This is a genomic window from Magnetospira thiophila (assembly GCF_054657015.1).
On the sequence record NZ_BAAHXF010000001.1, the window covers coordinates 1 to 11,454 of the forward strand.

Sequence of the window (11,454 nt, forward strand, 5' to 3'; positions counted from 1 at the left end):
GGGCAATCTCGGTGGTCTTCAAGGGCAACAGATGGGCGAAGGCGCTGACCGTCACCGACAGCCCACCCAGCAGCGCCACGTTCATCGCCACGCTCAGGCGCAGCAGCCAGGCCAGACGCCGATGGGCCACCCCGAAGCTGTACGGATCGGCCCTGAACACCGCCGCATGGCTCACCGTCCGGTTCTCGTCCAGGGGGGTCAGCTCATCCATTTGAAGCCTCTTCCGTCAAACTGGAGGGGCAGGCAGGCACAGGGGCTTTGGCGCATCTCATCGGCCCCGGAACCCTCGTTGGTCGGCATTTCCACCTGTGGGGTGACGGCACAGCCGCCCAATCCAACGACGGCCAGGAGCAGCAGCAAAAGCACCAGCAGAACATTCCTCATGACGGTCGCCTCCTTCATGGCTTTGCGTTGATGTTGCGGACTCGGTTCAGGATTTCAGCGGCGCGGGTCGAGACCTGCTCGAAGGCCGCGATAGGATGGCTTGCGGCCCCGGCGGTCCAGCCGGTGGCCTGAGCGGCACCACTGGCCGCCTTCCCGAGAACCATCGCCGCAGGTCCGCCCGGCATGGCGACGAGGCCCTTCTTGGCGAAGGAGAAGGCCGTGCCAGCGATCCCCGCCGTCAGGACACCTGCCGCCGTGTTGGTGAGGGCCGATCCGGAGATGGAGTTGGCGAGGCCGGTGGCTTCGGTCATGAAGGCAGTGCCCATCCAGCCCAGGGCCATGGCCAGCAGCAACGCCGTGTTGTTCATCGACAGGTCTTCCTGGTCGAAGGTGACCGGATCGCCGACATTGAGCGCCGTCGTGCCGTACATGACCACGGCCAGGGCGGCGGTCGAAGCAAACAGGACCATGAACGACGAGATCAAGGTGCGCATGCCGCTGACCGCCATGCCGCGCCCCCAGCCGAAGCCAAAGCCCAGCATCAGATAGGGACTGAAGGTGGCCAGCATCATGATCCGGAAGATCGACACCACCACCTGGCTGAAGTAGACGATGAGCAGCAGGAAGTACGGAACGACCAGCGCGATGGCATAGAAGATCGGCAGGGTGTTGGTGAGCGAAGTCTTGCGGGCCAGCTGACCGGCCAGGCCGAGCACCTGCATGATCCCGGTCTCGGCTTTCTCCACCAGGGCCGTCATGCCCGCAAGGCCACTCGGTTGCACCGAGGATTGCCCCGCTTCGCCGACCGACAGGGCGACGCTCGCGGCCGATCCCATCACCGACAAAGAGGCCTGATAGATGTTGTTGACAAGATCCGGACCCTGGCCCGTCAGCAAAATCCATGCTATAAATACGAAGATGAACTCCTTACCAAAGGCTGCGAGATCGGCCTGCCCGAGGATCATCTTGAGACCGTGAATCACCACCCACAGACCGACCAACGACAGAAAGAGCAATTGCATCGGATCGACCAGAACCGCACTCAAATCCTGCGTGAACTGATTGGCCAGATTGACGTATTCGGTGACAATCTCGCAGGTGAAGCAGTTACCGGTCATGACCCGATCCTCCAGGAGAAAATGCGATGGATGTTTTGAGAGCGTTGATGGCCTGGTTGGGTGCGGCTGTTCTGCGAGCGGTCGTCTTCGTGATTGCCATCGCCCTCTTTGTGGGATTCATCGGCTCCGTTCTTGGCGCGTTGTACGTGTTCTTCGCCTACGACGAGTACAGCCTTTACGCGGGGGCCTATATTCTGGCGGTGGCTGCGTTGACCTTGTTCATTCAGGCCCGCCAGGGAGACAATCCCGTGACGGAGACCAAGGCCAAGCCCAAGCCCCAAAAGAACCCCAATCGGCCCATCGGTGGACTGCACACCGTCGAAGTGATGCTCTTCGAAGATGATCGCGAGACGGTCCGCTTGGCCCGCAAGTGGCGCAACATGTTGGACTGACGGAGCGCTCATTCGTCCTTCTCCTCTCCGTCCCCGGCCAAACGGCTGTCCAGCGGCACCCCGGCTTTCATCACGTAGGCCGACTGCACCTTCAGCAACTGCGCCAGGATCTGCGTCTGTTGCGCCATGGCCCGGGCCATCAGCACCTGCCCCTTGGCGATGACCGCCAGCCGGTCATTCTGATCCTTGGCCGCGTCGGCCGCCGTCTCCAGTTCGCCCGCCGCCTTGTTCAGGGCTTCCGCTCCTTGCGCTGCCACGTCGCCCTGACCCAGGCCCTTGGAGGCCGCATCAACGATCATGTTGTCGCGCCGCACCTCCACCGCCTTGCGCGCCTTTTCCTGGTCCTCCCAGGGTTTGGCGGTGATCGTCTTGGGATCAATCCATAGGGTTTGCCGATAGGCGTCTCCGGCCTCGCAGATGGAGGTGAAGTCCATGTCCTCGAACTCGACCGAGGGCATGAGCTTGCTCAGATCGGGCACCAGACATTGGGCATCCTGCCGCAGGTCGCGCCCGACCTTGGCCAGATTGATCAGCGGCAGGGTAATCTGTCCCATCTTGCCGAGGGCGTTGAGCTGTTCCTGAGCCTTCTTCGACAGCTCGGTGAGCTTGTCGATCTGCTGCTGCATTTTGCTCAACTGGTCGGTCAGCTTGCCGATGGCGGTGGTGTCGATGACCGGATATTCAGCCCGCGCCGGACCGGCGACGGCGAGCAGCAACAGCAGCGGCAGCGGCAGGGTCTTTTTTGACCGTCGTTCAACTTCTCCGATCCATTCCACCAGCAGCTCGAAGTAGCCGTCGTCCCAGCCCCTCACCCCGAGGAAGGACAACCGATGGCTCACCGTCGCGGGGGCGATCTTGAGCTTGCGCGCGATCTCCCGATTGCTCTTGCCCTTGCGGCGCAGACCGACCAAGGCCAGGTCCCGCTTCAGGGTCCAGTGGGTCACAGATGATCCGGCCATGCCGCCCCCCATTGTGCCTGAAGGGCCGCCAGTCGCCGGTTGGCGTCCGGTCCGGCCTGATAGAAGCGCAGCGCCGCGCCCAGGGGCCGCAGGTCCACGTCGATGATGGCGCTCTCGTCGAAGCCACTGGCCGCGTCACGCTTGATCACCAAGGCCCGCCGCTCGCCCGGACGCCGCTCTTCCCCATCGCCGCAGACGAAGGCGATCTGTTCGTCGTTCAGCTTGAATGGGCGCAACGAGGCTTCGCTGGCCTGACTGTTGGGCAGGAACAAAAAGGTCGAGGTGTTCTCGATGAAGGCGTCTGCCCCCGGCGACTTGAACAAGGCCGCCGGGTCCTGGAAGGCCAGACCGACCGAGCCGTTGAGCTTGCGGTACTCGCGGAACATCTCCATGGCCAGATTGCGGAAGCCGTCGTTCTGCAACAGCTTCGCCGCCTCGTCGATAAAGATGGTGAAGCCCTTGGCATGGCCTGCCGCCCGATAGATGGCCGAGGCGATATGCGCCACCACCGGCGGACCGACCACCGGATCGTCTAGCGCCTCGTTCATGTTGATGCCGACCATGTGAGAGCGATCAAGGAAGCCGCCCAGACTGTCGTGCGGGGCATTGAATATGTGGCTGTTCAGGCCCCGGTTGCCTTTCTCGTCCACCACCCAGCGGGCAAAGGCTTTGCGCAACGCCGTTTGCTTCTCGAAGGCGAAGGGATAGATGGTGTTGAGACTGCGTTCCGGCGGCTGCACGGTGAAGGCCAGTTCCACCGCATGGGCAAAAGCCGCGTCGTCGTCGTCCCCCTCGCCCCTTCCCGCGACCATGGCCTTGAGGATGGAATAGATGCGATGCCGGTTGGTCGGCGTATCCTCCCCCACGTCGAGCGGGTTCAGCGCCAGGTCGTCATAGCCCTGATAGACACCGCCCAGGGCCTCGACCATGAACCGGGCCCCCTCCTTGGAATCGAAGATGTAGGAACGCACCCCCTCGAACTTCGCCAGGCCGCCCAAGATATGCATCATCAAGGTGGACTTGCCGCCGCCGGTGGGCGCGAAGACCAGATAGTTGCCGCGCGACTTCGGCTTCTCCGAGACATGCAGTTGCAGGGCATAAGCCTGCCCCGAAGGGGTGCGGAACAGGCGCACCGGTGCCGCCCCATACGGCCCCTCGGTCATGCCGGTGGCCGAATGGGGAAAGGCCCACAAGGCGGCGATGTTTTCCTCGCGCAGGGTCAGCGGGCGCAGCAGGGAACTCATCCCCGGTCGCCGCGAGGTCCGGCGCGGCAGCCGGTCGAACCAGCACAGCGCCGCCGCCTCGGTCTCGACGCTATAGAGCACCCGGCGCTTGCCGAGCCGTTCGCCCGCCGCCTCGGTGAGAGCGTCCAGGGCCGCTTCGTCGGGAGCCCGCAAAATGATCTGGAACTGGGTATGGAACAGGGTCGTATGACCTTCGGCCAGCAACTGCATGGTCGCCTCGCATTCCGCCGCTACCGCCGGATTGCCGATCAGCCCGGTCTCTTGCGCCTGCTTCTTGCGCTTGAGCAGCATCAGCGCTTCCTCGCGTCCCCAGGGCTCGCAGAGCTGCGCCACCTCCACATCCCCATGCAGAGCCAGCAGTTCGCCGACCAGTCGTCCGGAGACCGCTTCCGGCCATTGGCGTACGGCAATCACCCGATGCAGTTGACGCGACGGCAGGCGGGCCGTGATCAGGCCGCTCCGCCGGTCGATGGACAGATCGGCGGCAGGCAGGTTGCCGGAGATCGCCCTGGAGACGGCGGGCAGATCCTGGCGCAGGTCGCCGCTGACCAGAAAGTTGAGGAACCCGGTCAGTTCACAGGGCGCGTCCGGATCTTCGGCCAGACCGAGCACCCGGGGGGCATAGTCCATCCCCATGGCCATCACCTTGCCCTGCCCCTCGTGCAGGGGGCGCAGACTGCGCGCCGACAGCACCAGATACCATTCGATGTGATAGGAGGACTGGAACAGCCCCCGTTCCGCCGCGCCGATCTCGGCCAGGGCCGGGGATGGCCAACGGGCCTCGAATCTCAGTTCCCGTCGCCGCTTGACCCCGAACAGTCGGATCGTCAGCCCCAGTTCGCCGAGCAGATGCAACAGCGCCGCCCGACCCTTGAGCATCTGCACCTGCTGCGTCTCCACCTTGGCATTGAAGTTGGAACCGCGCAGACGAAAGACCCGGAACAAAACCCCGTCCTTCAGCCGCACGGTCAGGCCATCCGGCTCGATGCTGTCCAGCTCCAGCTCGTCGGCCAGCCAGTCGTGATCGACCGCGCCGAGCATCAGCCGCCGGGCAGCGGGCACTACCAGACCGCCCGCCAGCAGGGCCGAGGTGCCGGTGAAGAGCAGCGACCCCCACATCAGCGGGGCGCTCCAGAGATCAACACCCGATGCGGGCGACCGCGCCAGAAGCGCTGACCCCGGAAAAGCAGGGTGGCGAAGTGCGGATCGGTGCGGTTCGCCTTGAACGGCAGCACCCAACTGACGGCCCCGACGGCCATGGCCCCGATCAGCGCCAGACCGATCAGATCGACGGCGACAAACACCCCGAAGGCGATGGTCGTCGCCGTGACAACCAGGATGAACATCTCCGGGGGCACGCCGAACTGGGTCAGCGGCATCTGTACCCCCCGCAGGATGACGCTCTGCGCCTTCATTGCGCCGTCTCCAGCAGGGCGCGCAGGGCCGCCGGACCGGTCATGATCAACAGACCGCCGATCACCACATAGCCGAACTTGGACCATTCCATGCGGCTGGTGATGCAGGCCACCAGGCCGACGATGATCACCCCGACCCCGACCGCCGCCGAGCCCATCTTGACCAGCCCGCTTTCCAGGCTCTCGATGAGGTTGGTTGCCGGGGCCACCCAATCGGCGGAACCCGCCGCCAGGGCCGGATCGGCCAGCGCAGCGGCGGCCAGCAGAACGAGCAGGGATTTGAACAAAAGGTTGGTGCTCATGGATCGTGTTCCTTATCGCAGAATGTGAAGAAGAACGGCCAACGCCAGGGCCACCGCGCCGACGTTGATCAGGGTGAGGACGCTCAGCAGCAACAAGGCGCTGCGCAGCCGTCCCCGGATGCGGTCGGCCAGGCGGACCTGAGCAGTCATCTGTTCGAGACGGTTTTCCAATCCGGCGGTCAGGGCCTTGTCGCGGAACGCCTCAATGGAGCCCAGGATCTCCGCCGAGAACCCCCGGGCCGCCGTGGCCACGGACGCCTGCAATACCTCCCCGTGCCGCGCCAGCAGCCGCTCCGTATCGGCCAGAAAGGCCCGGTGCAGGCTGTGCAGCAAAAGGATCGGATCGTCCGCCCCGACCGTCACCCGATGGACGCGCCACAGGTATTCCCGCAGCTCCTCCAGGGAGGCGTTCTCCGGCGGTGTGATCGCTTCGGTTCGGGGTGCGGGCAGGTCCATCAGAGCTGCGCCTTGTCCATGGCCTCACGCACCGCGCCCCAGACCATGCGCAGCCGTTGCCGGGCCATCAGGTTGAAGTCCCCGCTGGTCATGGCTTCGGCAAAACCGAGCCGGGCCTTCAGCATGGTCTCGATATCGAAGCCGAAGGTCTCGCGGCGCAGCTCCGGCAGCCGAACCAGAGCGATGATGCGCGCCATGTTCTTGCGGTAGAGGCCGGATTCTTCGAAGCTGACCGTCTTGCCGCCGCTGCGCTTCTCGACCCGCCCGAAGTATTCGTTCAGCCAGACGACGATGGGAGCCGAGGGAAAGCGCTCCAGAACCTGCGACAGGCCGAGCAGGGTGTCGTCGAAGGCTTGCCCGCCGGTCAGCACGCTGTGAATGCGCACTTCGTGCCCTGCCTCGGTCAGGATCTCCAGGGCGGCATTCTCCGCCGCATAAGAAACGAAGGGCAGAAAGGTCGCCGCGCCGTTGTCCACCACCACCACGGCCTCTTCCGAGGCCTCGACGATCTTCTCCAACAGCCCATCGAAGCAGCGCGGGTTCACCTCGTCCGCCGTTTCGCCGAGCCGCACCCGTTCCACGTTATAGGCCGGGAACCCGGCAAATGTGGCGTTCACCGGATCGGTGTCGAAGCACAAGGGCACTGCGCCGCGTTCCATGTGGTATTGGGCCAAGAGCCCGGCGACGAAGGACTTGCCCACGCCGCCCTTGCCTTGGAGCATCAGGTTGATCTGTGCCATTCAGTCTTCTCCATCGCTTTCGTTGGGTTCCCCCGTGTCGCCATCCCAGATCCTGGCGATCAGGTCCGGCGTGGCTTGCGGATTGAAGGTCACACGCGACGGCAGCCCGACCGGAGGAACCGTCGGGGCCGTCGTCGCGGGAACGTTCTTGTGAGGGCGGGCAAGAGGAGCAGTGCGCACGGGTACGGCCTGACCGGCCTCCTCCCGCGCCGCTTCGCTGCGCAGGGTGTTGACGTGGCGGTAGAAGGGCGACCGGGCCAGACGGATCTTCCCGCTCGCTGTCAGTTGCTCGTGAATCCTTTTGACCGGCAAACCTTGGCACATAAGGGCCAGGATCTGCTCTCGAAGTGCCGAGACCTCCTGTTTGCCCTCGCCCCAACACAACGGGGCGTCAGACAGATCCTTCTGACGATCTTCGATCAAGCATGAGCCGCGTTTTGACCGCACACTGGTTCTCCTTTCCGGGCGAAGAGATACCCATGAAAAGGCTGCTCACCATGCCTGTCAAACTTATATTTTGTTTAATAACAATGGCTTATATCACTACAGATCACCCAAGATCATGCCTGATCCGTTGTGGCAATTCCCGCCCAGAGGATTATTTTTTGAGAGGGGCCCGATGAATCGGCCCAGGCCACCCCAAGGGGAGATGGCTTCGGGAAAAAAATTGCGGCGAATCGGTTTGCTTGCGCCCTAGAGCGGGATGAAGCCGGAGTGAATCGAAAGGGGATTCCCAAAGTCTCGCAATTCTGATTCAACATACTGGCTGGAAAAGGAGGCCAGTATGGATGACGAAACCCTATTCGAACGATCTCCGCGAGCGTGTGGTCGCCGCCGTTGAGGAAGGCGGCCTCTCTCGGCACCAGGCCGCGGCGCGGTTTGCCGTTGGTGTCAGTTCGGTCATCCGCTGGGTGACCCGTTTCCGCGAGACGGGCAGTGTTGCGCCCGACAAGATGGGAGGGAACCGGCCGAAGACAATCCGAGGAGAACACCGTGATTGGCTTATCCAGCGGTGCAAGGAGAAGGACTTCACGTTGCGTGGGTTGGTGGCGGAACTGGCCGAGCGCAAGGTGATGGTCGACTACCGCAGCGTCTGGGAATTCGTGCATGCCGAAAAACTGAGTTTCAAAAAAAAGCGTCCTTCCCAGGGAACAGGATCGGCCCGACGTGGCGCGTAAGCGTGAACAGTGGAAGGCGTATCAGGACCGGGTGGCCATTGATCGCCTAGTCTTCATCGACGAAACCTGGACCAAGACCAACATGGCGCCGCTCCGGGGATGGGCGCCGGTCGGCCAAAGGCTCGACGCCAAGGTGCCGTATGGCCACTGGAAAACCATGACCTTCCTCGCCGCGCTCCGCCACGACCGCATTGAGGCGCCCTGGGTTCTCGACGGGCCGATCAATGGCGAACGCTTCCGGGTCTATGTCGAGAAGGTGCTCATCCCCACCCTCAAGCCCGGCGATATCGTGGTCATGGACAATCTCGGCAGCCACAAGGGCGAAGCCATCCGCCGCCTCATCCGAGGCGCGGGTGCCAAGCTGTTCTTCCTGCCGAAATACTCCCCCGACCTGAACCCCATCGAGCAGGTCTTTGCCAAACTCAAGCATCTGCTGCGCAAGGAGGCCGCGCGCACCGTCGATGCGCTCTGCGAGGCCATCGGAAGGCTACTCGATGCCTTCCCGCCGCAGGAATGCGCCAACCTCGTCAGAAACGCCGGATATGGACCAACCTAAATTCATCCCGCTCTAATTTCGAGGCCGCACGGGCATCGGCTCTGGCCGATGAAGGTCCAAAAAGCCGATGCCGAAGTCGAGAATACAGAGCGGCGTCACTCCCTACTCAACTGCTTCGGTGGAACGCTATGACGATGGTTGGTCGGACGATCCGGCGATCCAAGCGCGCCGCGTTGGAGGACATCAAGTCGAAACGGTTTGTCCGGTGAAGTTGCGCTTGTGGTCGTCGATCCAGGCTTCCAGATCAAGACGGTCATAGACCACCCGGCGTCCCGCCTTGGCATAGCGGGGTCCTTCGCCGGTGACCCGCATACGGTTCAACGTACAGATGCTCAATCCGACATATGCGGCCGCTTGTTTGGTGTTCAGATATCGGGTATCCGTCTGGCTCATCTCTCATTCCTCCTGGTGGTTCAGGACGATTCAAGACCGAGCATGACTTCTCGGGTACGGTCGAATATGGCCCCCATTGAATCGACCGCCCTCCAGAGCCCCAGACCATCGGTTCAAGACTCCCCCATCAACAAGGAGCGATAACCCCCATCTCGCAGATGCATTGCCTTTTGGATCCGACGTCGTACCCGGCTGCGGACCCAACTCCCTGCATCCCAATCGGCAGCGACTGTCGCCGCTCCGAACAGGTCCATGGCAATTTGTCTGTGGGATTTATTGACGCTCAAGCCATCAAGGGCAAGCAGGAGATCTGAAGGATTCGCCGGACCGCGAACACGGCTTTTTTGACACAACCGCCGTCGGCGAGACACCAAAGGTCATGGGCGGCGGCGAGCAACCCGGGTATTGAGGGGCCCAACGGCAAACGAAGAACGACGCCGAACCTTGCGTCTGGATCAAACTTCCGGGCAAAACGGAGTTGGACTTCCGTCAGGCCTTGCCCGATCCGCAACAGGAAACCTCCATCAAGCAACGACAGGCCGGACAGTCGTGCCGACGACCGAAAAAGCGTCGGCATAAACGGCGTGGCGTCGTTCTCTACGATATGGGCCTCCAAGGTTGGACCAATGTTCCAAAACGGCATAGTGGCACCACCGTCCACATTGGCATGCTCATAAACATGCAGGCCCCATTTTGCGGCAACCCGATCCCGTTCGGTCTGTTGGCGGATCGGGAATCTGCCAGGGTCAGTTCTGACCGGCGGACCGGACAGGGCCTGCCCACATTCGCGTCGATAAGCCGGATTCCGACGCAGGAATTCCCAGGCCAGGAGCGGGTCGGAGAGTGTTTGAGACATCATGGTAACCTCTATGATTGCCAAATCAGACAAACACCATGACATCGCATTTATTAAAAATGGTTCTACTTTTGGGATAACGGCAGTCAATTTTTTAGGCTCCGCAGAATTGTCCACTCGAATTCGCCGCCCGATCCTCTCATTGCTCGTTGCAGACCGAGCGTATGGAACGCCGAGAGGAGCGACAATGGACAACACACACGCGCAGAATGCCATGACCGAGATCGCCCTGGCCCTGGCCATGGGATTTTTCTGCATCATGATTCTGGCAATGGTCTCCATGGGGGTGAGCCCGGAACAGGCGGCGCCCTCGAAGTCCGCCTTTGAGGGCGCGGTTCTGGCGCCTCCGCAACAGGACGCCAAGACCACACAAGCGCCCGACGACACCACCATCCTTATCTTTCACGACAACCGGTATTTCACGCCGGATCTGTTACCGTTGGATCCTGGTGCGCTGGCCCGTAACAAGCCGGTCATCCTGGCCGTCGCCCCTGGCCTGTCCATGGCCGAGGCTTTGCAGGCCCAGTCCGATCTTGCGGTTGATAGCATTACCCTTTCCACCCTGAGCCCTGAATGGCAGGCGCGCCTGGCGCATCTGTCCCGCTAACGGAGGACCCGTCATGTTACATCCAAGAAAATTGCGTCTTTTCATTTTGTCTGGCCTCGGGGCTCTGTTCCTGGGGATCGGTACTGCCGCTGCCACGGTTCCGGATAAAGCCGAAATTCAGCAGTTGGTGGTCGAGGAGGCGCTGCATAACGGGACGGTGCCCCCGTCTCTGGCCCTTGGCGTGGCCAAGGTGGAGTCCGGGTTTGATGCTCGGGCGGAAAGTCGGGTGGGTGCCCGGGGCGTCATGCAGATCATGCCGGCGACGGCACGGGGCGAATTCCAGGTTTCGGCTGACAGTCTGTGGGATGCGCGGACCAATATCCGGCTCGGCGTGACCTACCTGGAACGGCTCTATCGTCAGTATGGCAACCGCTGGGATGCCGCCCTGTCCCATTACAATGGCGGCACCTTGAAAGACGGCCGCCCGCACGACTATACCCGGCGCTATGTGGCCGACGTGATGGCCTGGGCCCGGCGGTTTGAGCGGGACCGCACGGCGGCAACCCTGGTCGCGGACGCCGGCACCATGCCGCCTGCCGATGCGGTCGCTTCGTCCCCTGCTCCCTACTGGCTGTTCGAAGAGCCGGGCATTGAGCGCAATTGGCGGGATTACCTGAAAACCGCCGACCGCTGGCTGAAGGACCCCAAGGGCGCCCGCCTGCCCGAAGCTGAGCCGTTCCGCGACGTGTGGGAGCCCCCGTCCACCAATACCTGGACGCCGGTATCGGATACGACCCGCCCCTCGGAACAACTGCGCCAAAAGATCCAGGACTTCCGGCGTGGCATTCTGAATCGGATCAACGAGGCCCCCGATCATAAATCCGCCCCCCGGGTCGGTCCCCGGTTCGGCTGAG

General features: G+C 62.7%; 16 protein-coding genes and 1 pseudogene. 4 read left to right on the plus strand and 13 right to left on the minus strand.

All coding sequences use genetic code 11. From position 1 onward, the window contains the following. From ACYQ1P_RS00005 to ACYQ1P_RS00015, 3 genes and pseudogenes are all read right to left on the minus strand, one after another. Positions 1–211: pseudogene (locus tag ACYQ1P_RS00005) on the minus strand (hypothetical protein); the annotation flags it as partial. Continuing rightward, on the minus strand, positions 199–384 hold the full coding sequence (locus ACYQ1P_RS00010; RefSeq protein WP_460018330.1) for a hypothetical protein: 186 nt from the start codon (positions 382–384) through the stop codon (positions 199–201). The gene ACYQ1P_RS00010 and the pseudogene ACYQ1P_RS00005, both read right to left, overlap by 13 nt. A 14-nt stretch (positions 385–398) precedes the next feature. After that, a complete protein-coding gene (locus tag ACYQ1P_RS00015) occupies positions 399–1,502 on the minus strand; it encodes a TrbL/VirB6 family protein (protein WP_460018331.1) in 1,104 nt (367 codons plus the stop codon). A 26-nt stretch (positions 1,503–1,528) separates the two neighbouring features. On the opposite strand from ACYQ1P_RS00015, the gene ACYQ1P_RS00020 reads away from it, so the two are divergent. Further along, positions 1,529–1,894: a hypothetical protein gene (locus ACYQ1P_RS00020; RefSeq protein WP_460018332.1), complete on the plus strand. Its 366-nt coding sequence runs from the start codon at positions 1,529–1,531 to the stop codon at positions 1,892–1,894. Between the two features lie 8 nt (positions 1,895–1,902). Here ACYQ1P_RS00020 and ACYQ1P_RS00025 read toward each other — a convergent pair whose 3' ends face one another. Genes ACYQ1P_RS00025 through ACYQ1P_RS00055 form a run of 7 tightly spaced genes read right to left on the minus strand, consistent with a single transcriptional unit; the run spans position 1,903 to position 7,433 of the window. Further along, complete coding sequence (locus ACYQ1P_RS00025) at positions 1,903–2,853, minus strand: hypothetical protein (RefSeq protein WP_460018333.1); 951 nt, start codon at positions 2,851–2,853, stop codon at positions 1,903–1,905. After that, a complete protein-coding gene (locus ACYQ1P_RS00030) occupies positions 2,835–5,216 on the minus strand; it encodes a VirB4 family type IV secretion system protein (RefSeq protein WP_460018334.1) in 2,382 nt (793 codons plus the stop codon). The genes ACYQ1P_RS00025 and ACYQ1P_RS00030 overlap by 19 nt, the downstream gene beginning before the upstream one ends. Then, complete coding sequence (locus tag ACYQ1P_RS00035; RefSeq protein ID WP_460018335.1) at positions 5,216–5,512, minus strand: hypothetical protein; 297 nt, start codon at positions 5,510–5,512, stop codon at positions 5,216–5,218. The genes ACYQ1P_RS00030 and ACYQ1P_RS00035 overlap by 1 nt, the downstream gene beginning before the upstream one ends. Further along, positions 5,509–5,814 carry a TrbC/VirB2 family protein gene (locus tag ACYQ1P_RS00040; protein WP_460018336.1) on the minus strand — a complete coding sequence of 102 codons (306 nt, stop codon included), beginning with the start codon at positions 5,812–5,814 and terminating at the stop codon, positions 5,509–5,511. Before ACYQ1P_RS00040 ends, ACYQ1P_RS00035 begins: the two co-directional genes overlap by 4 nt. 12 nt (positions 5,815–5,826) lie before the next feature. Next, complete coding sequence (locus tag ACYQ1P_RS00045) at positions 5,827–6,270, minus strand: hypothetical protein (RefSeq protein WP_460018337.1); 444 nt, start codon at positions 6,268–6,270, stop codon at positions 5,827–5,829. Continuing rightward, a complete protein-coding gene (locus tag ACYQ1P_RS00050; RefSeq protein WP_460018338.1) occupies positions 6,270–7,010 on the minus strand; it encodes a P-loop NTPase family protein in 741 nt (246 codons plus the stop codon). Before ACYQ1P_RS00050 ends, ACYQ1P_RS00045 begins: the two co-directional genes overlap by 1 nt. Next, entirely contained in the window at positions 7,011–7,433 is a 423-nt protein-coding gene (locus ACYQ1P_RS00055) for a hypothetical protein (protein WP_460018339.1), read from the minus strand. Between the two features lie 365 nt (positions 7,434–7,798). Here ACYQ1P_RS00055 and ACYQ1P_RS00060 point away from each other — a divergent pair. After that, positions 7,799–8,744, plus strand: a protein-coding gene (locus ACYQ1P_RS00060; protein WP_460018340.1) for an IS630 family transposase whose coding sequence is annotated in 2 segments (ribosomal slippage) — positions 7,799–8,137 and positions 8,139–8,744 — 945 coding nt in all. Because the reading frame shifts where the segments join, the coding sequence is not laid out codon by codon here. Positions 8,745–8,927: 183 nt separating this feature from the next. Here ACYQ1P_RS00060 and ACYQ1P_RS00065 read toward each other — a convergent pair. From ACYQ1P_RS00065 to ACYQ1P_RS00075, 3 genes are all read right to left on the minus strand, one after another. Beyond that, the gene (locus ACYQ1P_RS00065; RefSeq protein ID WP_460018341.1) at positions 8,928–9,137 is read right to left on the minus strand and encodes a helix-turn-helix transcriptional regulator; all 210 of its coding nucleotides are present in this window, start codon (positions 9,135–9,137) and stop codon (positions 8,928–8,930) included. A gap of 113 nt (positions 9,138–9,250) precedes the next feature. Then, on the minus strand, positions 9,251–9,391 hold the full coding sequence (locus ACYQ1P_RS00070) for a DNA -binding domain-containing protein (protein ID WP_460020108.1): 141 nt from the start codon (positions 9,389–9,391) through the stop codon (positions 9,251–9,253). Positions 9,392–9,420: 29 nt separating this feature from the next. Then, positions 9,421–10,083, minus strand: coding sequence for a transcriptional regulator domain-containing protein (locus ACYQ1P_RS00075; protein ID WP_460018342.1), 663 nt, complete (start codon positions 10,081–10,083; stop codon positions 9,421–9,423). A 97-nt stretch (positions 10,084–10,180) separates the two neighbouring features. Between ACYQ1P_RS00075 and ACYQ1P_RS00080 the strand changes: the two genes are divergently transcribed. Both ACYQ1P_RS00080 and ACYQ1P_RS00085 read left to right on the plus strand, forming a co-directional pair. After that, a complete protein-coding gene (locus ACYQ1P_RS00080) occupies positions 10,181–10,600 on the plus strand; it encodes a hypothetical protein (protein ID WP_460018343.1) in 420 nt (139 codons plus the stop codon). A gap of 13 nt (positions 10,601–10,613) precedes the next feature. Beyond that, complete coding sequence (locus ACYQ1P_RS00085) at positions 10,614–11,453, plus strand: lytic transglycosylase domain-containing protein (RefSeq protein WP_460018344.1); 840 nt, start codon at positions 10,614–10,616, stop codon at positions 11,451–11,453. Position 11,454: the final 1 nt, after the last annotated feature.